Consider the following 25,123-nt stretch of genomic DNA (forward strand, 5'->3'; position numbering starts at 1 on the left):
CGATCAAGCCGTCCGGGGCTGCGGATCAGGGATCCGGCGACGAACCCCTGACCGGCGCGCGTGCTCAGATCTCGTAGCCGAACGACTTGATGATGGCGCGCGCCTCGTCCTCCTTGAGGTACTCCATCAGTGCGCCGACCGCTGGCTTGTCTTTCCCCGGCGACAGAACGACCGCATCCTGGCGGATCGGCTTATGCAGTGTGCCCGGAATCATCCAGGCGGATCCGCCAGTGATCTTGCCCTTCTCCATGACCTGGGAGAGCGCGACGAACCCCAAATCGGCATTGCCGGTGCTGACGAACTGGTAGGTTTGTGCGATGTTCTCGCCGGTCACGAGCTTCGGTTCCACCTGCTCCAGCAACCCCAGCCCGGTCAAGACCTCGATCGCTGCGGCACCGTAGGGCGCGGTCTTGGGGTTCGCGATGGCCACCTTGTTGAAGTCTCCCGACTTCAGCACGGTGCCGTCGCTGTCGACAAACTCGGGCTTCGACGACCAGAGCACCAGCGACCCGACGGCATAGGTGAACTGGGTCCCCGAGATCGCGGCCCCCTCGTCGACCAGTTTGGTCGGGGTGGTGTCGTCGGCGGCGATGAACGCCTCGAAGGGTGCACCGTTTTTGATCTGCGCGTAAAACTTGCCTGTCGAGCCATAGGCGGCCTTGACCACATGGCCGGTCTCCTTCTCGAATGCAGCGGCGATTTCCTTCATCGGCGCGGTGAAGTTGGCGGCCACCGCGACTTGGATGTCGTCGGCGAGCGCGGGAACGCAGGCGGCGGCCAGCAGCACGCCGGCGAGGATGGATCGAATCGTCTTCATCAAGGGTCTCCGGATTCTAAAGTGCGTGTCCTGCGTCATATCCGCTTGGATATAACGCAGAACCCGTTCAACATGCGCTTCGGCGGCTGCTCAGTCCTTGACGGCCAGGATGACGTGAGGTGCCTTCACGAGCGCGCAGGCACGCCCTCCCTCGGCGATTCCGAGATCCTTGGCGCTTTCCATGGTGATGATGGCGGCCAGGCGGGCGCCGCCGTCGAGGGCGAGGACCACCTCGGTGTTGACGGCCCCGTCGATCACGCGCTCGACCGTTCCGCACAACCGATTGCGGGCCGATGTCTTCAGCCCGCCGTCCTCGGTCGCCAGGATCACGAACGACGCCTTGATCAAGGCGTAGGCCTCGACGCCGGGGGCGAGCCCGAGCGACTGGACGCTGTCGTTGGTGATGATGGCGACCAGCGGCGTGCCCCCGACGTCGAGTGTCACCTCCGCATTCACTGCGCCCGGCGTGACGGCGGTGACGACTCCGCGCAGGTTGTTTCTGGCACTGACCTTCATATTCAAAGCTCCGATCAAGGTGTGAAAGCGATCGAAATCGCGGATGCCCTCGCGCAGTCGCGCAAGGAATCTTTTGTGCTCCCGCTCGGCCGTCTCGTAGACGGCGATCAAACGTCGGCCCTCGTCCGTGAGTGCCGTGCCCCCGCCGTGGCGTCCGCCGGTGCGTCGTTGCACCAGCGGCTGCGGAGACAGGTTGTTCATCGCATCCACTGCGTCCCAGGCGTGTTTGTATGACATGCCCATCCCCTTGGCCGCCTGCGAGATCGACCCCGTTACACCGATTCGGCGCAGCAGCTCGATACGCCCCCGACCGACGAAACCTTGGTCGTTGCGGTCGAGCCAGAGCGAGGCTGCGGTGTCGATACGGTCGTCGGGCGTCTTTGTCATGGTCTTTGCGGAACCGTCCGGCTAATGTCGTTATATTCACTTCAGTATAACGACTAGCGGAAGAGCACAAAGCATGCCGAAGTTGCGCGAGGTCGGTCTGCGGGGGTTGCCCTTGTCGCTGCCTCGTATCCAAGCCGGGCTCGCCGTCGGATCGATTTCAGCGCGGCATCCGCTCGTCGATGCTCAGTGCGCAGGTTGCCGCGTCCTCCTCACCGAGCGGCTCGAGACGACGATAAACAAGCCAGCGCCCGTCATGTAGACGCCAGGCACTGAGAGACTCGCTGTAGGCGACGGCGAGGTAGTAGTCCTCGTCGTCGTCGGAGCGAACATCAAGCCTCCTGTAATCAAAGGCTTGGAAGCATGGGATGTCGTTCCCGTCATGGCCGACGACCCTCCGAGCGGCGATCTCGTGATCTCGGAACACCCGGAAAGAGCGGGGCGCTACGACAAGATCGAGCCAAACCGGGCACAAGTCTTCTCGCCAGGATGGCCGGCACTCGCGCGCCGACCCGCGTTCGCCGGAGGCGGGTCGATGTCCATAGATACAAGGCGCATTCGTCATGGTGCTGGCTCCTTCCGTTCAGTGAATCGCCATTTGAAACCGGGGTCCTTTTCGCGGTCTTTGCGTCCGCGCTCTGTTGTGGTTGCGACAATCGGCCCGCTCTGGGTGCAAACCCTACATGCGAAGCGGTATTGTGCCTCGGCGACTCGGATACGAAGCGGGGAGAGCCGCCGCGCCATCACCCGAGACAGGATTTCGTCTTGCCCGCGGGTCGCCGGCCCCTCGGTCAGCCCAAGATCCGTTCGTAGCTGCGTCGCAGCAGGTCAAGCTCGACCGGCGGAAGGCCTCTCGCTTGGGTCAGATCGATAAAGCTGCCGCCGCTTGCATCTGCCGTCTCGAACGGAGGATCGATACTCGTAAACCGGGCGAGAAAGACCTGTGTGCGCTCGTCCCCGGCGGTCACCTCGCAACGAAACCCCGGCTCCATCTCCAGACTGCCGCTCGGAAGGCCGAGGCGGGCCTCGGCGTCGCGCAGGACCAGCGCCGGGTGTGTCACGACCTTCGGCGGGATGGCGCCGCTCTCCTCGACGACGGCCTCGTCCGGCAGGGCTTCGAAACCGCAGACGCCGCCGTAGGGCAGTCTCAGGAAGCGGGTTCGCGCGCTGGTGGACTGTTTGTGATACATGATCAGACGCGGAGTCATCACGGATCCCCATTTACGTTGAGTTCGGCGAGGCGCCGGGGGTCGGTCGTGCAACAGGTCACGCTGCCCTAGCAAACACCGCGCCGTATCGCCTCGACGCCGGTGCGTGTGGCAGACAAGCCGTTTCCGTTCGCTCGGGAGGGCGATGATCCGAAATCCGCAAGATGCGGGTGGCGGTTTCGGTCCCGTCACAATTCCTTCATCACGCCGAGCGCACGCGTCACGCATACTCTCGCCGCACGCTGTCCCACTCCCGTTGCTGATCTGATCTTGCAGGATCGTGTTCTTCGCTCCCCGCCCTTTGGTTTCTTCCGCCGCGACCGTCGTCAATGACGGCCAATCGCGGTCATGGGCAATCGCCGGCGTTGTTCTTCTGCTCCTGGTCGCCGGTTTACGGTTGATCGGTCTGGACCATCTGCCGGTCTGGCACGACGAGGTGTTCACGCTGGTCCGGGTCTTCGGTCACCCTGCGGGGCTCTGGGAGACCCTGTTCAGTGGCCGGCTATTGACTCCCGACGAGGTCTTGGTGTTTCAGCGGCCCGATCTCTCGAAGGGCTGGGGAGACACACTGCGCGCACTGGCAGAGCATCCCGAGCACGCGCCTCTGTACTACCTGCTGGGTCGCGTGACCGCCATGCTGCCGCTCGATCCGGTGACGGCGCTGCGCGGGACCTCCGCCGTGTTCGGAATTCTGCTGCCGTTCGGGGCATTCTGGTTGATGCGCGAGCTCTTCGGGCGTGGGCCGGTGCCCTGGGTAGCGGCTGCCCTTGTCGCGTTCTCGCCGCTGCACTTCCTCTACGCCCAGGAAGCCCGTCAGTACGCGCTCTGGACACTCCTGGTGCTGGCCTCCAGCGCGTCTCTACAGCGCGCCTTGGATCGAAACCGGGCTCGCGACTGGTGGCTTTACGGGCTGATGATCACACTCGGTCTCTACAGTCATCTGTTGTTCGTGCTCATGCTCCCGGTCCATGCGGCCTACATCTGGCTCGGGGGCGCGCGATCTTCCGATTTGCGCGGGCGCATGCAGGATCTTCCGGTCCGATCCTGGCTCTTGGCTGTCGGCGTGGCCGCGTTTTTGTTCCTGCCCTGGATCATCGTTTTGGTCGCGGGCTTCGGGGCCACGGTCGGTCATACCGAGTGGATGGACCGAGCGGTGGGTGCGCAACGCAACCTGCTCGCATGGGGCGGCCACATCGTGCGTGCCTTCCTGGATGTGAGCCCGCAGCCGCAACCGCCGCTTGTCTCGATGGTGTTGATTGTTCCGGTCATCGCGGGCTTGGTCGTCTACCTGGTCCGCGCGCCGCGTCCCCGACTCTGGCTGCTCGTGCTGATCGCTCTGGCGTATCTCGGCGTTGTTCTCGGCCCGGACCTGCTGCTGGGCGGAAGCCGTTCGCTGCACGTGCGCTACGGCTTGCCGGCAGTGCTTGCCGTGCAGTTGATGATGGCCTGGGTCGTCGGCTCGGCGCTGGCCCGCACCGACATGCTTCGACCCCTTGCCGCGGCCGTTCTGGCGGTCGCGATGGTCTTCGGGAGCTACTCCCAGTGGCGAATCCTGAGCGCCGAGACCTGGTGGAGCAAGCACTTCAGCGCCTGGAATCCGGAGGTTGCGCGGACGGTGAACGCACTCGAGAGGCCGCTGGTTGTGGTCAGTCCGAGCGGTGTCGCTGCCGGTGAGCTGATCTCGCTGGCGTATCGGCTCGGGGACCATGTCCGGATTCGAGGGCATGATTCCGACGGTAAAGCCGTGACGCGTCTCGACGGATTCGGTGGTCTGGTTCTGCTGCTGCCGAGCGAGGAGCTGAGGGCGTCCGTCGGGCCCGATGCCCTGCCGGAGCCGATCGCGGGGACATGGCAATGGTTTTTGGTGCGTCCGTCCGGCAAGCGCTGATGGACGTCGACGAAGACCTGGATTGATCCCGACGCATGCCTCGCGAGCCGGTGGCGTCGGTGCGCTCGGGCATGCATCTCGTAGGCTCCAGCTCCGTTGCGGCGGTCGCGCGTGGCGTGCAGTGGTCTATTGCCGGCAAGTGCGCCATGAGTGCGTCACGGCGCCCGAGCGGCAACAAAAAAGGGGCTAGGCTTTTGGCCTAACCCCTTGTTTTTATTTGGTACCGAGGGCCGGACTCGAACCGGCATGGGATCGCTCCCGTCAGATTTTGAGTCTGATGCGTCTACCAATTTCGCCACCCCGGCAACGCAGCTGTGCAGTATACCCGCTGTCCGTGATCATGGGTACCCCGGCAGCGATGCGCGTGGAGGCTCCCGGGTCGGGTATGCTCGCGGCGGCGCCGAGCGGGTCGATCCTCGCGGCGCGGATCAGCGTTCGTCGAAACCGGCAAGCCGATAGAGCCGATTGGCCTCGTCGAGATCCTTCTCCACCCCGTGGCCTTGCTCGTACATCATGGCGAGCGTGGTCAAGGAGCCGACCAGACCCTGCTCGGCGGCCTTCTTGAACCAATGCACGGCCTTTTCGGGATTCTTGTCGGTGCACTCGCCCTCCATATACATGAAGGCGAGTCCGTGCTGGGCGAGGGCGAGGCCGGCCTCCGCGGCGCGCTTCATGGACGTGTAGGCGAGCAGCGGGTTGGGCAGCATGCCGAGCCCGTTTTGGGCCATGATGGCGACGCGATACTGGGCGTCCGGGATGCCCTGTTCGGCGAGCGGGGAGAGGAGGCCTGCCGCGCGCGAGAATTGTTTGTATTCGAAGGCGGTAATGCCGCTCGACAGGGCCATGTCAAGGTCGCTGATCTCTTCGGTCATGGAGGGTTCCTCGTCGTGATGGTGTCGGTAAATGCGGGGGCGGCTCCGCGACGGTGTGTCCTTCTCAGGCCGGGTGCATCGGCAGGCCGACGAAGTCGATCCAGCGCCGGAGCAGCGCCTCGTCGGACGCGGCGACGGCGAGTCTGGGAGACAGGCTGAGGTCGGTCGCCTGCGCGGCGCCCCGATCGGCGTAGAGCCGCGACGCGGCGCCCGCCTCGGAGGCGATCAGATGCCCCGCGGCATAGTCCCAGAGCTTTTGACCCCCGTGCAGATAGAGTTGGTAGCGGCCGGCGGCCAACCAGCACCAGTCGAGCGCGACCGACCCCAGGTTTCTTTGAGAACGAAAGCCGCCGGGCCGAAAGAGTGCGGGAATGCGCTCGGGCGGGAGACGTTTCATGTCGATCATCGCCAGGCAATCGCCGAGGTTCGGGCCCGGGGCGAAGGGGCGGATGGGCTCGCCGTTCAGCGTTGCACCGCCTCCGCGCACGGCGCAGAAACACTCGTCGCGGACCGGGTCGAAGATGACGCCCAGCATCGCTTGCCCGCGCTCGACGAAGGCCAACGAGATCGAAAAGCCCGGGAAGCCGCTGGCGTAGTTGCCGGTACCGTCGAGCGGATCCAGGATCCAGACGCCCGTGTCGGCCTCGGCGAGGAGGCGGCGTTGATCCTCCGCGGTCATCTCCTCGCCCAACAGCGGCGTGTCCGGAAACACCCGTGCGATGGCCTCGGCGATCCGTGCCTGGGTGGCGAAATCCGCCGCGGTAACCAGGCTGCCGTCGGCCTTGCGCTCGGCGAGGATGCTGTGAAAGCGAGGCATAATCTCGGTCGCTGCGGCTTCGCGCAGGATCTCGCCGATCAGAATCGGGTCGGGTGTCATCTTGGATCTCTGGTTGGATCTCTGGTTGGATCGGTGGTCATCCGATTGTTCCGGGCCGTCGCCCGATACAGTCCTTGAGGGCACAGGTGAGGCGGCGGCGGGGAAGATGCAACCGCACGCGCTGCTGTCCGGCCGCCGCGACACGGCGCTCGCTGAACGTTGCGAGCGCGCGGCGACACCATGCACCGGTCGGATGATTGCAGTCGCGCACGTTGCTGCGGAGGTCGAATCGGCCGAATTGAGTTAATCTTGGGGGCTTGTAAACAATCCGGAATCCTGGACCAGGAGTGCGTCGATGCCACTACAACCCGTCATCCTTTCCGGCGGCTCGGGAACGCGGCTTTGGCCGCTCTCGCGCGAGGCGTATCCGAAGCAGTTTTTGGCGCTCACCAGCGAGCACACCATGCTTCAGGAAACGGTGCGTCGGCTCGACGGTCTCGACGAGGAGCATCCGCGTCAGGCGGTCGGCCAGATCGATCCCATCGTGGTCTGCAACGAGTCGCACCGATTCCTGGTCGCCGAGCAACTTCGCGTGATGGGGCGACGTCCGGCCGAGATCATCCTCGAACCGAAGGGCCGCAATACCGCACCGGCGCTCACCCTCGCGGCGCTCGCGGCGATCCGCGGCGGGAGCGATCCGGTTTTGCTGGTGATGCCGGCCGACCATACCATTCGCAACGAGGTCGGATTCCGGTCTGCCGTGGCCGATGCCTGCGTGATCGCGCGCGAAGGCGCCGTGGTGACCTTCGGGATCGTTCCGAGCAAACCCGAGACGGGTTACGGCTATATCCGACAGGGTCGGAATTTTGAGGTCGAGGGGCTGTCCGGAAGCGCTTTCCTGCTCAACGGATTCGTCGAAAAGCCGGATGTCGAGACCGCCGAGGACTATCTGGAGTCCGGCCAATACCTCTGGAACAGCGGTATTTTCGTCCTGCGCGCATCGCTCTGGTTGGGGTTGATCGAGCGATTCCGCCCGGACATCGCCCTGGCGGTGGCGAACGCCTTCGATGCGGCCGCGCACGACGGAGACTTTCTCCGTCTGGATGCCGAGCACTTCGGCGCCTGTCCCGGCGACTCCATCGATTACGCCGTGATGGAGCCCCTCGCCCGGGACACCGGGGGTGCCAATCCGCCCGCCGTCGTCGTGCCTTTGGATGTCGGCTGGTCCGACGTCGGCGCCTGGTCGGCGCTCTGGGAGGTGCGCGATCAGGACGCGGCCGGCAATGTGCTCGACGGCGATGCCTTCGTCCACGACGCCCGCAACAATCTCCTGATCGCCCACCACCGGATGCTGGCCGCCGTGGGGGTGGAAGACTTGATCGTGGTCGAGACCCCGGATGCGGTCCTGGTCGTGTCCAAAGAGCACGCGCAGGACGTCAAGGCGGTGACACAGTTCCTGCAGCATGAGCAGCGCAACGAGTACCGCCACCACCAGCGGGTCCATCGCCCCTGGGGCTCCTACGAGGCGATCGGGCAGGGGCCGCGCTATCAGGTGAAGCGGCTGATCGTAAAACCGGGCGAATCGCTGTCGCTGCAGATGCACCATCACCGTGCCGAGCATTGGATCGTCGTCTCCGGGACCGCGCGTGTGACCTGCGAGGAGAAGTCGTTTCTGCTCACCGAGAATCAGTCGACCTACATCCCGGTCGGATCCTCGCACCGGCTGGAGAATCCGGGCACCATCATGCTTGAGCTGATCGAGGTCCAGTCCGGGGGCTATCTCGGCGAGGACGACATCGTGCGTTTCGAGGATCGCTACAACCGCGGGGCGAAGGAGACGCACTGATTGTCGGCAGGAGGGCCGGAGGGCTCTCGATCGGAGAGCCGTCCGACCCGCGTGCCTCCGAGATAGTCGACTCGAGAACACGTGTCTTGAAAACCGGGGCGAGGACGCCCCGGCTCCTGTAGAATCGCGGGTTTTTCCGAGCGGACCTTCACAGCCATGGGATTCAAATGCGGGATCGTCGGCCTGCCCAACGTCGGCAAGTCGACCCTCTTCAATGCCCTGACCAAGGCGACGATCGCGGCGGAGAATTACCCCTTCTGCACGATCGATCCGAACGTGGGCGTGGTGCCCCTGCCGGATCCTCGCCTCGATGTCCTTGCCGCCATCGTCAAGCCCCAGCGGGTGATTCCGACAACCATGCAGTTCGTGGACATCGCCGGCTTGGTCGCCGGTGCGTCCAAGGGCGAGGGGCTCGGCAACAAGTTCCTCGCCAACATTCGCGAGACCGATGCCATCGCCCATGTGGTGCGCTGTTTCGAGAACGACGACGTGGTGCATGTGGCCGGACGTGTCGATCCGCTGGACGACATCGAGGTCATCAACACCGAGCTCGCCCTCGCGGATCTGGAGTCGGTGACCAAGGCGCTGGATCGCGCCGAGCGCATGGTCAAGACGGGCGACAAGAAGATCCTGGCACGCAAGGCCGTGCTCGAGCAGATCCGCGATCAGCTCGACGCGGGCAAGCCGGTCCGCGCGATGGGTTTGGATGCGGAGGCGTTGCGCGAGGTCCGCGATCTCTTCCTGCTCACGGCCAAGCCGACCCTCTACATCGCCAACGTCGCCGAAGACGGCTTCGTCGACAATCCGATCCTGGATAAGGTCGTCGCGCTCGCGGGGGAGGAGGGGGCCGAGGTCGTACCCGTCTGCGCCGCCATCGAGGCCGAGATCTTCGATCTGGAGGATCAGGAGCGCGACGAGTTCCTCGCCGAGCTCGGACTGACCGAGCCGGGTCTGAACCGCGTCGTGCGCGCCGGCTATCGCTTGCTGGGTCTCGAAACCTATTTCACCGCCGGCGAGAAAGAGGTCCGCGCCTGGACCATCCCGGCCGGCGTGCGCGCCCCGCAGGCCGCTGCCGTCATCCACACCGATTTCGAGCGCGGCTTCATCCGCGCCGAGGTCATCGCCTACGACGACTTCGTTGCCTGCAAGGGCGAGCAGGGCGCCAAAGAGGCGGGGAAGCTGCGTTCCGAAGGCAAGGAGTACATCGTCAAGGACGGCGACGTCGTCCACTTCAGATTCAACGTGTAGCGAGGCTTTGCGTCAGGCCGACGGGTCATTCCGAGAGGGTACACCAACTGCTTAAGGGCATCGCCTCTCTCGAGGTTGACGGAAGCGAGCCCGGAACGTATGATTCTGCGTCTTGTTTGGCTACGTAGCTCAGTTGGTTAGAGCATCGCACTCATAATGCGAGGGTCCCCTGTTCGAGTCAGGGCGTAGCCACCAGATTCTCGAAAGGACAAGAGCAACCGGCCTTGAGCCGGTTTTTGCCTGTCTGACCTCCGCCCATGTCTGGGCTAGCGGCGATTCAGGAACACCCTGAACACCTTTTGCCGTTGCCGGTCGATCACCCGTCAACAGCGACCGCCGATGCGGTCGACAGGCAGCGATTCCCTTGCTTCGAGTCAACCACGTGCGCCAACCAGCCCTCATCGCCAAGACTCCACCGTACGCCTCCGGCGTCTCGTGGTCGGCGTGCGCGTCGGTCGGCGGCTGCCTGTTCCGCATACACCGCAAACCCGACCCAACGCGCGCAGCGAATAGGTCCTCCGACAGCGGTCATCGCCGTTTCGGAATGCCCACAACGCGCGGATTCTGATCGACTGACCGGCCTTACCCCGTCAGTCGATCCGGCGGGGAGCAGCAAGACCGGACACCCAAAGTCCCTTTCCAGCACGTCCTCCCCGCCAGTGTCCGGCATGGCCGCCGTCGGCCGTGTCATCGTGCGCCGCCCAACGCGCGGCAGGAGGAGCCATGACGATCAAGCAGGTCATCACCGAGGGCGACAAGCCGGTCAAGGTCTGGACCGAGGAGCTGGACGAGCGTTCGCGCACGCAGCTGGTCAACCTCTCCAAGCTGCCCTTCATCCATCGTCACGTCGCGGCCATGCCGGACGTGCACGCCGGCATTGGCGCGACCATCGGCAGCGTCATCGCCACCGACCGGGCGATCATCCCGGCTGCCGTGGGTGTCGATATCGGCTGCGGCATGGCCGCCGCGCGCACCTCGCTCGGCGCCGAACAGATCGACGAGCGGGCGCTGAAGAAGGTCTTCGACCAGATCAGCCGCGACGTGCCGGTGGGGCGTTCCCAGCACCGTGACGAGCGCGCGCTGACAGAGGCGGCCACCCCCTTCGCCGCGCCGCTCGACGCGCTGACCGAGAAGCACCCGCAGCTGCTCAAGGCCTTCGGGCGCTTCTCCAACTGGGTCAACCAGATCGGCACCCTGGGCGGCGGCAATCATTTCATCGAGGTCTGCCTCGACGAGTCCGGGCGCGTCTGGGTCATGCTGCACTCGGGCAGCCGCGGCATCGGCAATGCCATCGGCCATTACTTCATCGAGCTGGCGCGGCGCGACATGGAGCGCTGGATGATCCAGCTCCCCGATCGGGATCTCGCCTACCTGCCGGAGGGCTCCGAGCACTTCGACGACTACGTGGCCGCGGTCTCCTGGGCGCAGGCCTATGCGCGGGAGAATCGCGAGCAGATGATGGCTCTGGTGCTGGCGGCGCTCGCCCGGCATCTGCCGGCTTTCTCGGTCACCGAGGCGGTGGTGAACTGTCATCACAACTACGTCGAGCGCGAGCACCACTTCGGGTCGAACGTCTGGGTCACCCGCAAGGGCGCGATTCGGGCGCGGGAAGGCGATCTCGGCATCATCCCCGGCAGCATGGGCGCGCGCAGCTACATCGTACGCGGCAAGGGCAATCCCGAGAGTTTCTCCTCCTGTGCCCATGGCGCCGGGCGCCGGATGAGCCGCACCGCGGCCGAGAAACTGTTCACACCGGCGGATCTGGCGGCTCAGACCCAAGGGGTGATCTGTCGCAAGGACAAAGGTGTGCTCGACGAGATTCCGGGTGCCTACAAGGACATCGACCAGGTCATGGCCAACCAGGCGGACCTGGTCGAGGTGGTGCATACGCTCAAACAGGTCGTGTGCGTGAAGGGCTGAGAGCAGCATGACGATCGAGGCCGACTAAACCGGAATCGACCCGCGACGGTGCACCGAGAGCGCGGCACACCTCTCGGCGGCGACGCGCGTAATCAGTCATGCCGCGAGCGACGGGAGTACCCAGGTGGGCCGTACCGGCAACCGCCCCGTCTCACGCCCAGGCGCCAGCCCGGTGCCGACCAGCACGGCGTCGAGGCCCGCACCCAGGGCGCCCGCGATGTCGGTCGCAAGCTGATCTCCGAGCATAACCGGCCGGGACGCACCGAGCCGCCGACAGGCCACATCGAAGATCGCGCGGCTCGGCTTGCCCAGGCGCGTGAAGCCGATGCCCCGCTCGGGCCAGCGCTCGCGGATAACCGCTTCCAGCATCGCGGCCAACGCCCCTGCCGTGAGCGCGACCCGCCCGGGGCGCACCGGATACATCAGATCGGGGTTGCAGAGCAGCAACCGCAGCGGCGCGCCGGCATCGAGGCGGCGCACCAGCAGACTCAGCGCGAGATCCAGGTGATCGGGCCAGCACAGGTCCTGCTGATCGGCGACGATGAGGGCCTCGGCGTCGACATCCCCCTCGAAGGGCACGACGATGGCGCCCGCCCGCTCGGCATAGCGGCGCGATCCCTCCGGCCCCAGCACCAGGGCGCGCACCCCGCGGAGATTGCCGGCCACGCCGGGATCGGCCAACAGCGCACCCGAGGTCAGGATGCGCTCGGGCGGGATCGCCAACCCCACCGCGGCGAATCCTCGGCTCAGCGTCTCGGGGAGCCGGCTGGCGGCGTTGGTAACCACCAACCACGGGCAACCGTCGCGGTCCAGGTCAGCGAGCAGCGCGGCCGCCCCCGGCAAGGCGCGCTCCCCATCGAGCAGCACCCCGTAGGCATCGAGCAGGAAGCCATCGTAGCGACGACGCAGCGCCGCCAGGTCGGTCAGCAGAGCGTCCGGCGTCATCTGGACTCCTCGGGGAAGGGGGTTTGTACTGCATCACAAACCTGCGAGGAACGCCACGCTGCGACGGCCTCGCCTGTTGCCGTCATGCGGACGAAGGACGTCGATGCCGTGCCTCGGAATCGAGACAGGACAGCGCGACCAGGCGGACCGAGGTGTCTTCAGGATCGAGGCGTTCTACGGCCTCGCGCAACCCATGCGAAGACTCCGAGGGACTCATTGCGATCCTCCAAACTCGGCAGCGAACGGCCCGAAGAACGCCCGCTCCGATGACCCGTCGGTGACGGCGAACACGACCTCGGCGAAGGCACCTGCGTGCTCGCGCAGTGCCGCGTGGAAGATCGCCGCGATCCGCGCCGGGTCGTTGCCGTAGGTACCGCATCCCCACGCCCCCAGAACCACGGCCTCGTATCCGAAGGCACGCGCGACGGCCAACACCCGACGGATCCGGCTCTCCATCATCCTCGCCGAGACATCGACCCCCAGAGTGGGCGCATAGGGCGCCGCGCAGGTGATGACGCTCAGGAGCCAAGGACGCTCCAGCGGCGTACCGTCATCCGTGCGGAACACCGGCACGTCCGGGGAGAGGATCGCCCAATCGGTGGAATCCGGCAGTGGGCGAGCCTGGTGGTGCGCATACATCGGATCCCCCTGCAGGGTGGCGTAGAGGGCGCTGGAGCGGCACAGCACGCTCTCCTGTCCGCGGTTGCCCTGGAGAAAGCCGCCGCCCGGCTCGATGCCGTTGGCGAAGTTCAGCGCCAGCACCCGCCGCCCCTGCTCGTTCAGCCGCCGGGCCGCGGCCAACGTGGTCTCGTTGGCGACCTGGATCCGCGTGGTCGGAAAGACCGGCGATTGCGGTCCCGGCAAGACCGCATCCGGCGGCAGGCTGCGCTTGGCGGCGACGGCCGCTTGGACGGCAACCCGCCAATCGACCGCGCGACCGGCCGCATCCGTATAGAGACCGGTGTCGAGTGCCGTCACGGTTGCCTTGCCCCACGCCGCGGTCTGCTGACGGGAGATCGCCCGTAAGCGCGCGCTCGTCTCGGCGTGTTCCCGGCTATCCAGGGCCGGCAGCACCTGAAGGCGCGGTGCCGGGCGCGACGGCTCGTCACGGTGCCTGTCGCCGTCTTCGGTACGGCCGGACTGCATGTTTCTGTCGCGATAGAGGCGCTCCTTCAAGTCGCGCGGGGTCTGGCGCGTGCGATGCTGCTCGCACTCCCTATCGAGGTCCTCGGCCAGCGCTCGAAGCGCGGGATGATCGGGCCCGTAGGCGCGAATCGCCGCGGCGCCTTCGCGCAGATGCGCTCGCGCTTGCTTGAGATCGCCCGCGCGGTTGGCGGCGGTTGCTGCAAGGCGGGCCCGGCTCGCGAGCATCTCCCCGACCCGTTGCTCGACGGCACGATCATGCGGCTGTGCCTTGCGTCGGGCGCTGTCGACCCAGGTCCAATCGAAGCCGCTCTGCGCCAAGGACGCATCCCCGTCGCTCACCCGGACCTGCATCGTGCAGTCGGAGTCTTGCGCGCCGGCCGGGAAACGCACCGCCACCAGCAGATCGAGCACCTGGCCGCTCACCAGATCGCCGGGCTGAATGGTCAGGCTCCGCTCCCCGAGCGTGCTCGACCAGGGCCCGAGCACCTCCACCTGCAGATCGGACGCCCACTCGAGCTGGATCCGCGGCGCGGCGTAGACGACCTCGAGCGCATCGCCCAACTCGCGATCCAGGACGGCCGCAATCGAATCGGCCCGGGCAATGTCGTGGAAGGCGCCGCCCCCGGCATCGGCCAAGGCACCGAGCAGGACCTCGTCGTAGTCGTCGCCGACCCCGAAGGTGCCGGTGACGACACCAAGCCGACGCAGCTCGGCGGCGTGGTGCGCCAGGATCGCGGGATCGACGATGCCGTGGTTCGCCTGGCCATCACTCAGCAGAAAGCACCGATGCAGGCGCTCGTCCCCGTCCGCGCGCCCGATCAGCCCGCATCCGGTCAACCAACCCCCGGCCAGATCGGTTTGGCCGCGCGGCCCGACCCCGTTCAAGACCCGCGCCGCAGCAGCTTGCGCCTCGTGCGCCGGACACAACGGCAGCAGAGTGTCGACCTGCTCGTCGAACACCACCAGCGCAACACGGTCTTCGGACCCGAGACGCGCGATGGACGCCTGCGCCGCACTCCGGGCATGCGCCAATTTCACCCCGCCCATGGATCCGGAGCGATCGAGCACCAGCGCCAGATCGATCGGCAGACGTGCGTCGACCGCACGCGGGACGCGCAGTCGCAGATGCAGATACCGCCGACTGCTCCCGAGGCGCCGGATCAAGCGCCGGTCGGTGGCCAACTCCAGACCGAGTCGTCCCGAACGCGCGGCACCTGTGCCCGGCTCGGCCATCTGGTCGTCCTCGCGGGCCACGGCAAAGACACACAGATGCACCGGATGCCCGTCCTTGACCAGCGCACCGCCCGCCAGACCGGGACCGAAGAGCCGCCAGTCCTCGCCCTCCCCGAGGGCCGCGAAGCGCTCGACATCGGCAGCGCCGACGGCATCGAGCCACGCCCGCGGGTCCGTCACGGCGGTGCCGATGCCGCCTGCATCGTCGGCATCCAGCGCATCGAGCGCATAGCTCTCCACAAGCGTGCCCAGAACCGCGGCAAGGGTCACGGGACTGTCGAACAGGTCGAGACCCACCACGCGGCCATTCACCGCAAACAGCGCCCCGCATTGGCTCGGCTGCGGCGTAAAAGCGTTGCGATAGGCGTCGAGCAATCCGCGCCGAGACGCATAGATGTCCGCCGCCGCCCCGGTGGCAGAGGCGACCCCGAAGCGCCGCGACTTCTCGGCGATGTCGCGCCAGACCGCCCCCTGATCGCTCTCGCGCGATCCACGCCGACGCAGCGAGCTGGTCACGTCGGTCGCCTTGCGCGCACGTCCGGTCGCAAAGTGCGCGCGGCGTGCACTGGCGAACGCGGTCGATTGGGCATGCCAGCGACCCTGTTCGACACAGGAGACCGGAATCGTGATGGTGAGGTGTGCGGGGGCGAGGATCGTGAGATTGAGGATGCGGTTCTGCTTGGCGCCGATCAGCTCCTCGCCATCGAGCAGCAGCACGGGACGATCCCCGTCGTTGACGAAGCACAGCTCCGGCACCGACCCCGACGCGGAAACCTCGGTCACGCGAGCCGTCCCGTCGGCCAGGGCCGCATCGAGCAATCGGTAGTCCGGCTCGGCTACGCCGTCGGCCAAGAGCGGGAACAGGGTCAGCTGACCGTGCTGCATCGGCGATCCGATGGTCACGCGGGACAAGCATTCGGCGATGACGGACATCCTGTGGTCTCCTTGAAGTGTCGCGGCCGGCGCACGCCGTTGATCGCGCGCCGGTGTCCTGGTGTCCCGGTTCAGACCTCGCCGATGAACAGCCGCTTGGCCTGTTCCAGCAATGCGTCGAGCCGGCGTTGATCGGCGCGGGCCAAGGGCCGGCGCACATGTAATTCGATATCCGGATGCACGGTGATCCTCTCCCAGGTGCTGCGGGTCGGCGTCTTGGGAGCGGCCGCCGAATCGGTCCCTTGCGTGGGTGGCGTCTCCGGAATCGCCTCGACCTGTCTCGCTTGGGCCATCACCCGGCGGACATAATCGGCGGCCGAACGCGGTTCGCCTTGAACCTCGCCCTCCAACTCGGCGAGTGCTCGCGCGACGCCGGCCGCATCGAGTCCGGCCAGCCGCGTCTTGATCAGGGCCAGCGGCTGGTGGGCATCCTGCAGGCCGCGGATCAGTCGAAGCCGATCCAGGTGCTCCCGGCTGTAGCTCGACGCCGGACCCCGGCCATTGGGCGACGGCAGCAGCCCTTCCGCGAGGTAGTAGCGGATCGTCCGCACGGGGACGTCGGCGGCGCGGCTCAGGCTGTTGATGTCCAGGGTCTCGTTCATGCGAGCTAATATAGACAGTGACAGTGTTACTGTCAAAATAGCCATGCCGAGATATCGAGAAGCCAAGCCATGCAGGTTGAAGAATCCGCAGACCCCTCGATACAAGGATGAGCGCTGCCATCGCGCCTGTTGAAACCCGAAGCACGACGACCTGTCTGAGCCTGCTCCGATCCGTGCCTGACGAACGGCCGGCGTGATTCGATCGCGTCGTCCAGCCGGTCTGCGTCATCCCGCTATCACATCTAAACCGCGCCGACTCCAGCGCTCGTCGAGTCTGCCGGGGCCGATCCCATTCAAAAACATCGCATACCGCGCTGGGCGCGGTTTAGGAGAATGCTCCCCATGAAACCCTGGAATCCGCGTTTGCTGCTGGTCGCCGGCTTGTGCCTGCTCGCAGCCCTCCCCGCGCTTGCGGAGTCCGAACCCGCCGCCGACAGCCTCTACAGCTTCCATGCACCCAGCCGCGACGGGATCGGCAAGACCTATTTCGGCCGCGAGATCTCACAGGTCATGGGTCACCAGGGCGCCGCTTGGCTAGAGCGAAGGACCCGTGTCGTCGAGGAGCAGCCCGACCGGGTGGTCGCGGGCATGGGGCTCGCGCCCGATGCGCAGGTCGCCGACATCGGCGCCGGGACCGGCTATTTCACTTTCCGCATCGCCGAGGCCGTCCCCACCGGTCGCGTCTACGCGGTTGACGTGCAACCGGAGATGCTTGATGTCCTGCACAAGCGTATCGAGCGACGCGCGATCACCAACGTGACCCCAGTTCTCGGCACGGAGGATGATCCCAAGCTACCGGCGGATAGCGTCGATGCCGTGCTGCTCGTGGATGCCTACCATGAGTTCGCCCATCCCTTCGAGATGATGCAGGGCATCCGCAGCGCACTGCGACCGGGCGGCCGGGTGTTCCTGATCGAGTACCGTGGCGAGGATCCTAGGATCCCGATCAAGCCGCTGCACAAGATGACCCAAGCACAGGCGATCACCGAGCTCGAAGCGGTCGGGCTGCGCTGGATCGAGACCCTCGACATCCTGCCCACGCAGCATTTCATGGTGTTCGAGAAACCTGCCGAGGGCTGATCCCGTGCATCAGGTCGACCGCATCATCGAAGCCCCCGCCGGCGTCGCCTGGCGGATCTTGACCGACACGCGTGAATGGCCGTGCTGGGGGCCCGACCTCTGGAGCAAGCCACACGCGGCATCCTATTGCGTTGCAACGTCTTGCCGTAGAACCGCGTCCCCTCAAAGGTTGGAAACATCCTCGCGCCCGAGACAACATGAAAATGGCTCATTTCGCTCTGGACGCGGTTTAGGGCCGCTGTCCGATGATGTGTATTCCGTTCCTTGATCCGTCCTTCTCGACCGTCGAAAGCCGCATCGCGGAGTGTAGGTCTCTCGACCGACGCGATGGACTCGGCGCCCGCCGGGTTCATTGCGGTCTCGTCGCCCCGGCCCACAGCCGCGACGGACGCCGTTGCCACGTTTCGATGTAACGAAACGTTATCGGAGCCGAAGTCTCGTAACGGGCTTGCGGGTACGGACGCGTCGCTCGGCCTGCCCTGAGATGTCGTAAGTTTCTGAATAAAAAATCGTTTATCTGTCCTTCAGTGAGTTGGCACGGTGGCTGCATTATGAGGGTCAAGCCGGTGCAGATGACTGCGCGGCTCCCGAGTCAGCAATCCACAATCCGGAGACAAACCATGACCAAGTCGACCCTCGCCATCGCCGCCTCCTTCTTCGCGACCATTGCCTTTGCGTCCACAGCCATCGCCGATGACGTCTATCACGGCTTGGCCCTGGACAACGCCGACCTGTTCGACGGCCACCGGGCCGGGGGGAACGTCCTCGGGGTGCAGCCCGGCGTCGGGGACCGCCACGACATCTATGCCGGACTCGCCGACGGCAACAGTGACCTTTTCAGCCGTATCGACGCGACTCCGGGCAGCGGTTCACGCCCGGACATCTACCAAGGCTTCGAGGGCAGCGCCGACCTGAGCTACTGATGCCGGAGCAGGACAGCCGGCCCCGGATCCCGACGCGCTCCGGGCGCCCGGCGCCAACGATCCTCAATCCATGTACATCCTGAAATTCGACATCTTGGAGGTCATCCATGACAACCGCTTCGCATACCTACGGCACCGAACACGCGCGCACAACATCGCTGGATCTCACGGCCAACAGTCACTGGCTTTTGCGAATCGGGTTCGCCTCCGTGTTTCTCTTCCACGGGGTCGGCAAGCTCGTTGCCCCGGCGGCCTTTGCCGCGATGATGGGACTGCCTTATCTGGTTGCCGTCCTGGTCGCGCTGGCCGAGGTCGGCGGCGGTCTCGCCGTGCTCGTCGGCGGGCTGGTGCGACGTGACTGGCTGACACGCCTCGGCGCAGGCGTGACGATCCCGGTCCTGATCGGGGCCATCGCGATGGTCCATTGGGGGCAGTGGAGTTTCGCCCCTTCGGAAACACATCCGATGGGCGGGATGGAGTTCCAGGTCGTGCTCCTGCTGATGGCGATCTGGTTCGTGGCGACCGGGAACAGCCGCAGCCGTTGAGGCGGCGCGCTCTGCGAGCACGGATGCTGGTTGCGGTCGATCGGCAGCGCGGTGAAGCAGCCGGGTTTGAGGAGGCCCCACCTCGTCCCCGCGGGTGCGCGGCGTGGAGGCCCCGGCGGATCTGATCAGCCCCGGCATGCGCGGGCGGATCCAGACCCGGGTCGGCCTCTGGCGGCCCTTCGAGATCACCCTGTGGGAGCCCGAGAACGTCTGGGCCTGGCCTGTCGCCGCCGTCAAGGCAACGGGTGCATCGCGTCGACCCGCTGGGTCCCGGACGCTGTCGCGTGACTTTCGAGATCCCGCGCTGGGCACCCTTCTACGGGTTGGCCGGACACCCAAAGTCCCTTTCCAGCACGTCCTCCTCGCCGGTGTCCGGCATGGCCGCCGTCAGCCGAGCCATCGTGCGCCGCCCAATGCGCCGCAGGAGGAGCCATGACGATCAAGCAGGTCATCACCGAGGGCGACAAGCCGGTCAAGGTCTGGACCGAGAAACACCCGCAGCTGCTCAAGGCCTTCGGACGCTTCTCCAACTGGATCAACCAGATCGGCACCTTGGGCGGCGGCAATCATTTCATCGAGGTCTGCCTCGACGAGTCCGGGCGCGTGTGGGTCATGCTGCACTCGGGCAGCCGCGGCATCGGCAATGCCATCGGCCATGACTTCATCGATCACAACTACGTCGAACGCGAGCACCATTTCGGGTCGAACGTCTGGGTGACCCGCAAGGGTGCGATCCGGGCGCGGGAAGGGGATCTCGGCATCATCCCGGGCAGTATGGGCGCGCGCAGCTACATCGTGCGCGGCAAGGGCAATCCCGAGAGTTTCTCCTCCTGTGCCCATGGCGCCGGGCGCTGGATGAGCCGCACCGCGGCCGAGAAGCAGTTCACGCCGGCGGATCTGGCGGCTCAGACCCAAGGGGTGATCTGTCGCAAGGACAAAGGTGTGCTCGACGAGATTCCGGGTGCCTACAAGGACATCGACCAGGTCATGGCCAACCAGGCGGATCTGGTCGAGGTGGTGCATACGCTCAATCAGTTCGTGTGCGTGAAGGGTTGAGCGCGTAATCGAGGTCGCTTCTGTAGCGGGAGAATCGGTTTACTCCAGAACGACCCGCGCATTCAGCGGCTGGATCGGCCGGTTGTTCGGGTGGCCCATCGCCCGCGCGAACTTGACGAGCTGCCCGTGCGATGCGCTCACCGGATGTTTCATGACCAGCCAGGTCACGCCCTCGCTGCAGGGCGGCGTGGTCAGGGAGCCGTCGAAGCGGTAGTAGGCTCGATCGGCGGGAAGCAGCGCCTCGGCGGAGGCCTTGCTCGCGAGGTGAGCCGTATGGCCCTGCGCCCGGGGCATGGCGGCCCACGGCGTGGCGAGGGCGAGGTTCTCGGGGCCTTCTTCGAACATGACTGCGATGACCGCGAGATTGCCCTCGGCGTCCGCGTGCACCAGATGCGCCTCCATCGGGAACTCGTGGCCGTCGATGTGGTTTTCGCTCGGGGTGTGGAAGTGGAACTGCTTCAGGGTGAACTCGCGCCCGTCCAGCGTGATGGTGCTGCCGGCGTCGTAGTCCACCTGGATGGTGTGTCCGTTGTTGACCTCGTCATGCCCGCCCGGCTTGTAGTGGAAGCCGATCCGAGGCAGATCGGCCTCGACACGGTCCGTAATGTCGATCGGAGTCTGGGCACGGCCTGTCTTGCAGGCCGTGAAATGCGGGTCGATCTCGCCCCAATGCTCCGGACCGTGGGTGCCCGAGTAGCCCCAGTGCGTGCCTTCGTCCGCAGAGGTCAACCCGGCTCCGATGAGCCCGCTGCCGAGGACTAAGGTCAAGGTCGCAAAAGTCGTGCGCTTCATCGTCTGTCTCGTTTGCAAGAATGAATCGGGTACCGGACGGTTCTCCGAGGGCCGGCTTGGAGGGCGTCGGCACTGATCGGCTCGACGATGTTGCAGAGCATAACGGTCTAGCCACCCGAAAAGCGATGCTCGGCTGAGGCTTGGAGGTGCCTGAGCAGGTGGTGGCGGGGCCTTGGCGCCGGCTGTCTTGATCTAGGTCAAGGATACGGCGATGCGCCCTCGCCAGACTTGCGGCGCCTTGTTCGACCCCAACGATCGTTACGGTTCCATCGGGATCGACAAGGGCACCTTGATCCCGATTCGATTCAGAGGCTCCCATGCACTGCAACCAATGCGAACAGACCTACCGTAAGACCGGCTGCGTCACCTCCCCCGGGATGTGCGGCAAAGACGCCGACGTCCAGTCCCTGCAGGAGATGCTGCTCTACGGTCTGAAGGGGATGGCCGCTTATGCCCATCACGCGCGGCGTTTGGGGAAGTCCGACGAGAGCGTTTCCGCTTTCATCGAGGAGGCGCTCTTTGCGACCATGACCAACGTGAATTTCGACGTGCAGAGCCTGCTCGAATTCTGTCTGGAATGCGGACGGATGAATCTGCGGGTGATGCAGATGCTCGACGAGGGTCATGTCGAGGCCTTCGGCAAACCGGCGCCGACCAAGGTGATGGAAGGCACGCAGGCCGGGCGCGGGATCCTCGTCACGGGCCATGATCTGGCCGACCTGCGGGACCTGCTCATGCAGATCGAAGGCACCGACATCAAGGTCTATACGCACGGCGAGATGCTGCCTGCGCACATGTATCCATTCTTTCAAAATCATCCGAACCTGGTCGGTCATTACGGCGGTGCCTGGCAGAATCAGAAGCGCGAGTTTGCGGCCTTTCCCGGCCCGGTGGTGGCGACCACCAACTGCGTCCTGATCCCGCCCCAGAGCTACAAGGGCCGACTGTTCACGACCCGCGGCACGGCTGTGCCCGGCGGTCAGTGCATCCGCGACGGCGACTACACTGCGGTTCTTGCCGAGGCGCTGCGATGCGAGCCCTGCGAGGAGCAAATCTCCGGCGAGTCGACCGTCGGGTTTCACCGCACGGTGCTGCTCGATCACGCGCAGACGATCGTCGATGCCGTAAAGGCCGGACAGATCAGCCGCTTCTTCGTGATCGGCGGATGCGACGGGGCGGATCCGGGCCGCAACTATTTCAGCGACTACGCGCAGGGCACGCCCGATGATTCGTTCATCCTGACCCTGGGTTGCGGCAAGTATCGGATCCGCGACCATGAGTACGGCGAGCACCTAGGCTTCCCGCGTCTGATGGACATGGGTCAGTGCAACGACGCCTACGGGGCCATTGCGGTGGCGTCCGCCCTGGCCGAGGCGTTCGAGTGCAGCGTCAACGAGCTGCCGCTGACCTTGGTGATTAGTTGGTTCGAGCAGAAGGCCGTCGCCGTTCTGCTCACCCTGCTCAGCCTCGGGGTCAAGGGCATCACGCTGGGTCCGAACGCGCCCGCATTCGTCTCGCCGAACGTCTTCGCAATCCTGCAGGAGCGGTTCGATCTGCGCTTGAGCGGGAACGATGCCGCAGGGGATCTGCGGCTCGCGATGAGCGCTTAAGCCGCTTTCGGAGCGATCGAGCGCATTCGAGGTCGCGCTCGCTCGCAGGACCGCGGCCGCGTCGGTCTCGACGCGGTTTGAAGCGACGTGCGGTGTCCTCGGCGGTCTCGGACCCTCGGGGGCACCGCGTCTCGCTTGGCCGGGCGGCGGAGCCCGGGTATCCGCACATCGGATCGGTGAAGGTCCGGCGATGGTTTATCCTGTCTTGATTGCGGTGCTCGCACTCGTCGAGGGAGGGTAGGAACATGGATCTCGGGCGGCGATCTCGGCGCTTCTTCAAGGTCCCTTCGTTGAATACGCTGCGGCTTCGTCCTTACGGCGACAGCCTTGTCACGCCGGCCGTTGCCGTCTGGCTCGGTTTCGCCTGGACCATCATTCTTCTGATGGCCAGCATCGAAGGCATCGTCTGGGGCTTCGTCGGGGCCTCGATCGTGCCGCAGGCCGCGGCCTGGCTCCGGCCGGTCGCCGGTCTCTTCATGTTCGTGCTCATGTTCGCGATCATCTGGATCGTCGACGCCTCCCTGATCATGTCGGAGCGTCCGAGCCGTGCCCGGGGAGCACTCGGGGGCGCTGTTCGGGACGAGCCGGCCGGGGGTGCACGCTGGTTCTTCGGGCTGCTGGTCCGGGTGCTGATCGTGGCGGTCTCTCTCTATGTGACCGCGCCCTTTCTGGCCAAGCTGATCCGTGCCGACGACATCGAGAGCTATCACCAGCGCCTGGTCGAGCAGTATTACGCCCGCCGGGATGCGGCCTTTCAGGCGCAGGTCGCCGTGCGTGCCCAAGAGATCGAGGCCCGTTACGGTGGACTGATCGCTCCTTTGGAGGAGGAGATCGAGCGTCTGAGTCGTTCGCTCGATGCCGAGCGGCAACGCCGCGACGGCATCACAGCCGAGTACACCCCCGAGATCACGGTGCTGCGCACCGAGCTGGCCGCCGCACAGGAGCGCCTCGGCGACGAGATCCACGGACGCGGCGACCGTCCGGAGGGCTATGGTCCGGAGGCGCGCAAATGGGATGCGCGGGTGAAGACGCTGGTCGCCGAGTTGGCCGAGAAGCAGGCCGAGATCGATCGGCGCATCGCCGAGGTCGCGCAGACGATCGCGGACCAGGAAGGGCGCCTGCGTGCGCGCACGGACGAGCTCCAACGTCTGCGCTTCGAGCAGCAGGAGCGCATGGATCGCATCCGGGCCGAGGTGGCCGCCGCGCAGCCCGAGGAGCTGCCGCCGCGGTTGACCTTCGCGGCGCGCTCCAAGGCCTTGCAGGCACTGCGCGAGAGCCCGGACGAGGCGGGCGTGCCGCATTTCGAGACGGTCGATGGTTTCGCTCAGGCGGCGCTGGCGATCCTCTTCTTCTCGCTGATCGCGCTGAAGTTGTTCGAGCCGGCCGCGGTGCGGGCCTATTTCAGCGAAGCCCTGCAGTTCCAGTATCGAAAATACCTCGACGGCGCACTGTCCGGGATCCCCGGCTTCGCCTGTCCGGAGGATCCGGCGCAGCGTCTGAGTCCGGTCGACTTCGCGCGTCTGTGGCGGGCCTACGAGCGCGATCCGGAGGGTCACTTCGCCGAGCAGGAGGCGCGATTGGCGGCCGCCGAGCCGATGCGCATGCGGCTGGCCGAGGAGTCGTTCGCCGAGACGCTTGTCGCGCGTCGTCGCGAGAATCTCGATGAGGAGCTGGATCTAGCGCGCCGCCGCCGCGAGGTCGAGGTGGCGGCCTACGAGAACGAGCAGCGTCTGCGTGCCGGAGAGCTGCGTGCCCAGTTGGCCGACGAGACACGCGCCAAACATCACCATCGGCGCGCCGAGCTCGAGCACGAGCTGCAACAGGCGCGCGAGTCCTGGACATTGCAGAAGGCCCACGACGAGGAGGACCTGCGCGAGCGCATGGCCGCCTTCGAGCGCTCCATCGAGCTGGCCCGCGAGGACCGACGGCTGCGCGAGAAGGAGATGGAGATCCGCCGCGCTCAGCGCGAGGAGGAGCTGCGTCAGGCCGATGTGCAGCGGCTTCATCGTCATCGCGTCGAGGTCGCGGAGCTCGAGGCCCGGCGCCGCCGCGAGGACCGTTCGGCGCGACTTGCGGGGATGCGCGACGAGCTGACTCGTCTGCGCGAGCTGGAGACGCGCGACACCAACGAGGCCGCGACCCTGCGCGAGGCCGGCTATCGGCTGAAGGATGTAATCGAGACATTGGGCGGGAAGATGACCGCGGCCGAGAGCGCGCTGGCATCCGCCCGCACGCGGACGGCCGAGTTGACCCGGATCGCGGATGGCCGCAACGAGGCCGTCGCAGAGAGCGCTCGGTCCTCCGGCGGTGGCTTCTGGTCGCGCACGGCGCGGCCCGATGACGGGAAGAGTCCTCGCGAGGCGAGGCGGGAGATGAAGTCGCTCGAGAAGTGGCTGCGTGAAGAGGGCGAGCGCCTCGCCGGCATGCGTGACGAGCGACGTGCCTTGGAGTTGCGTCGGATCACGCACGAGGATCAACTCCGCGCCGTCGAGGAGCGGCTTTCGGGGATCCGCTCGCGCATCCTTTTCCACGAGGACGCGATCGGCGCACTGCTGACCCGGGAGTCGTCGGCGCCGGAGCATGTCTTACCGAGCGATCAGCCGAGCCACTAAACCGCGTCCGGAGCGACATGCGTCTATCTCATGTGGTGTCGGGGTCAAGGATTCTTCCGACCTTTTTGGAGGCGCGGTTTAAAATCGAATATTTTTTAATACCTTAAACCGCGCCGGTTGGGACGACCGT

21 protein-coding genes and 2 tRNA genes are annotated in these 25,123 nt (G+C 65.9%); 12 read left to right on the forward strand and 11 right to left on the reverse strand.

The features are described 5' to 3' along the window. Window positions 1-64: 64 nt before the first annotated feature. The 4 genes from modA to THIMADRAFT_RS17805 all read right to left on the reverse strand — a co-directional run bounded on the left by modA (window position 65) and on the right by THIMADRAFT_RS17805 (window position 2,925). Window positions 65-817 carry a molybdate ABC transporter substrate-binding protein gene (modA, locus tag THIMADRAFT_RS17790; RefSeq protein ID WP_007194482.1) on the reverse strand — a complete coding sequence of 251 codons (753 nt, stop codon included), beginning with the start codon at window positions 815-817 and terminating at the stop codon, window positions 65-67. A gap of 90 nt (window positions 818-907) precedes the next feature. Then, window positions 908-1,720 (reverse strand): TOBE domain-containing protein, encoded by an 813-nt coding sequence (locus THIMADRAFT_RS17795; RefSeq protein ID WP_007194483.1) that lies wholly within the window; start codon window positions 1,718-1,720, stop codon window positions 908-910. Window positions 1,721-1,877: 157 nt separating this feature from the next. Next, complete coding sequence (locus tag THIMADRAFT_RS17800) at window positions 1,878-2,144, reverse strand: hypothetical protein (protein ID WP_233490288.1); 267 nt, start codon at window positions 2,142-2,144, stop codon at window positions 1,878-1,880. Between the two features lie 364 nt (window positions 2,145-2,508). After that, a complete protein-coding gene (locus tag THIMADRAFT_RS17805) occupies window positions 2,509-2,925 on the reverse strand; it encodes a hypothetical protein (protein WP_007194485.1) in 417 nt (138 codons plus the stop codon). A 280-nt stretch (window positions 2,926-3,205) separates the two neighbouring features. Here THIMADRAFT_RS17805 and THIMADRAFT_RS17810 point away from each other — a divergent pair, with 280 nt between their 5' ends. Beyond that, window positions 3,206-4,813 (forward strand): glycosyltransferase family 39 protein, encoded by a 1,608-nt coding sequence (locus tag THIMADRAFT_RS17810; RefSeq protein WP_007194486.1) that lies wholly within the window; start codon window positions 3,206-3,208, stop codon window positions 4,811-4,813. 218 nt (window positions 4,814-5,031) lie between these two features. Here THIMADRAFT_RS17810 and THIMADRAFT_RS17815 read toward each other — a convergent pair. The 3 genes from THIMADRAFT_RS17815 to THIMADRAFT_RS17825 form a co-directional block, all read right to left on the reverse strand. After that, window positions 5,032-5,118: transfer RNA gene (locus THIMADRAFT_RS17815), tRNA-Leu, on the reverse strand. A 123-nt stretch (window positions 5,119-5,241) separates the two neighbouring features. Continuing rightward, window positions 5,242-5,685, reverse strand: a complete 444-nt coding sequence (locus THIMADRAFT_RS17820) for a tetratricopeptide repeat protein (RefSeq protein ID WP_007194487.1) — start codon at window positions 5,683-5,685, stop codon at window positions 5,242-5,244. A 64-nt stretch (window positions 5,686-5,749) separates the two neighbouring features. Continuing rightward, window positions 5,750-6,562 (reverse strand): inositol monophosphatase family protein, encoded by an 813-nt coding sequence (locus THIMADRAFT_RS17825; RefSeq protein WP_007194488.1) that lies wholly within the window; start codon window positions 6,560-6,562, stop codon window positions 5,750-5,752. A 295-nt stretch (window positions 6,563-6,857) separates the two neighbouring features. On the opposite strand from THIMADRAFT_RS17825, the gene THIMADRAFT_RS17835 reads away from it, so the two are divergent. From THIMADRAFT_RS17835 to THIMADRAFT_RS17850, 4 genes are all read left to right on the forward strand, one after another. Beyond that, entirely contained in the window at window positions 6,858-8,348 is a 1,491-nt protein-coding gene (locus THIMADRAFT_RS17835) for a mannose-1-phosphate guanylyltransferase/mannose-6-phosphate isomerase (protein ID WP_007194489.1), read from the forward strand. 156 nt (window positions 8,349-8,504) lie between these two features. Beyond that, entirely contained in the window at window positions 8,505-9,596 is a 1,092-nt protein-coding gene (gene ychF, locus THIMADRAFT_RS17840) for a redox-regulated ATPase YchF (protein ID WP_007194490.1), read from the forward strand. Between the two features lie 118 nt (window positions 9,597-9,714). Continuing rightward, window positions 9,715-9,791, forward strand: a tRNA-Met gene (locus tag THIMADRAFT_RS17845). A 528-nt stretch (window positions 9,792-10,319) separates the two neighbouring features. Further along, on the forward strand, window positions 10,320-11,516 hold the full coding sequence (locus THIMADRAFT_RS17850) for an RtcB family protein (protein WP_007194491.1): 1,197 nt from the start codon (window positions 10,320-10,322) through the stop codon (window positions 11,514-11,516). 96 nt (window positions 11,517-11,612) lie between these two features. Here the strand turns inward: THIMADRAFT_RS17850 and THIMADRAFT_RS17855 are convergent, their stop codons facing one another. The 3 genes from THIMADRAFT_RS17855 to THIMADRAFT_RS17865 form a co-directional block, all read right to left on the reverse strand. Further along, window positions 11,613-12,461, reverse strand: coding sequence for an HAD-IIA family hydrolase (locus THIMADRAFT_RS17855; RefSeq protein ID WP_007194492.1), 849 nt, complete (start codon window positions 12,459-12,461; stop codon window positions 11,613-11,615). A gap of 213 nt (window positions 12,462-12,674) precedes the next feature. Continuing rightward, window positions 12,675-15,773 (reverse strand): TIGR02452 family protein, encoded by a 3,099-nt coding sequence (locus THIMADRAFT_RS17860; RefSeq protein WP_007194493.1) that lies wholly within the window; start codon window positions 15,771-15,773, stop codon window positions 12,675-12,677. A 71-nt stretch (window positions 15,774-15,844) separates the two neighbouring features. Continuing rightward, entirely contained in the window at window positions 15,845-16,420 is a 576-nt protein-coding gene (locus tag THIMADRAFT_RS17865; protein ID WP_233490289.1) for a MerR family transcriptional regulator, read from the reverse strand. 297 nt (window positions 16,421-16,717) lie between these two features. Between THIMADRAFT_RS17865 and THIMADRAFT_RS17870 the strand changes: the two genes are divergently transcribed. From THIMADRAFT_RS17870 to THIMADRAFT_RS17890, 5 genes are all read left to right on the forward strand, one after another. Next, window positions 16,718-17,455, forward strand: a complete 738-nt coding sequence (locus tag THIMADRAFT_RS17870; RefSeq protein ID WP_007194495.1) for a class I SAM-dependent methyltransferase — start codon at window positions 16,718-16,720, stop codon at window positions 17,453-17,455. Between the two features lie 620 nt (window positions 17,456-18,075). Further along, window positions 18,076-18,378, forward strand: a complete 303-nt coding sequence (locus THIMADRAFT_RS17875; RefSeq protein WP_007194496.1) for a hypothetical protein — start codon at window positions 18,076-18,078, stop codon at window positions 18,376-18,378. A gap of 107 nt (window positions 18,379-18,485) precedes the next feature. After that, a complete protein-coding gene (locus tag THIMADRAFT_RS17880) occupies window positions 18,486-18,923 on the forward strand; it encodes a DoxX family protein (protein WP_007194497.1) in 438 nt (145 codons plus the stop codon). 103 nt (window positions 18,924-19,026) lie between these two features. Continuing rightward, complete coding sequence (locus THIMADRAFT_RS17885) at window positions 19,027-19,359, forward strand: hypothetical protein (RefSeq protein WP_139052894.1); 333 nt, start codon at window positions 19,027-19,029, stop codon at window positions 19,357-19,359. Then, window positions 19,356-19,979 (forward strand): RtcB family protein, encoded by a 624-nt coding sequence (locus THIMADRAFT_RS17890; protein WP_007194498.1) that lies wholly within the window; start codon window positions 19,356-19,358, stop codon window positions 19,977-19,979. The genes THIMADRAFT_RS17885 and THIMADRAFT_RS17890 overlap by 4 nt, the downstream gene beginning before the upstream one ends. Before the next feature lie 39 nt (window positions 19,980-20,018). On the opposite strand, the gene THIMADRAFT_RS17895 is transcribed toward THIMADRAFT_RS17890, so the two are convergent. Continuing rightward, window positions 20,019-20,771 carry a carbonic anhydrase gene (locus tag THIMADRAFT_RS17895; protein WP_007194499.1) on the reverse strand — a complete coding sequence of 251 codons (753 nt, stop codon included), beginning with the start codon at window positions 20,769-20,771 and terminating at the stop codon, window positions 20,019-20,021. Window positions 20,772-21,088: 317 nt separating this feature from the next. Between THIMADRAFT_RS17895 and hcp the strand changes: the two genes are divergently transcribed. Both hcp and THIMADRAFT_RS17905 read left to right on the forward strand, forming a co-directional pair. After that, a complete protein-coding gene (gene hcp, locus THIMADRAFT_RS17900) occupies window positions 21,089-22,381 on the forward strand; it encodes a hydroxylamine reductase (protein WP_007194500.1) in 1,293 nt (430 codons plus the stop codon). A gap of 245 nt (window positions 22,382-22,626) precedes the next feature. Further along, window positions 22,627-24,993 (forward strand): DUF4407 domain-containing protein, encoded by a 2,367-nt coding sequence (locus tag THIMADRAFT_RS17905; RefSeq protein WP_007194501.1) that lies wholly within the window; start codon window positions 22,627-22,629, stop codon window positions 24,991-24,993. Window positions 24,994-25,123: the final 130 nt, after the last annotated feature.

The sequence above is a fragment of the Thiocapsa marina 5811 genome, from assembly GCF_000223985.1.
In the GTDB taxonomy this organism is placed as follows: domain Bacteria; phylum Pseudomonadota; class Gammaproteobacteria; order Chromatiales; family Chromatiaceae; genus Thiocapsa; species Thiocapsa marina.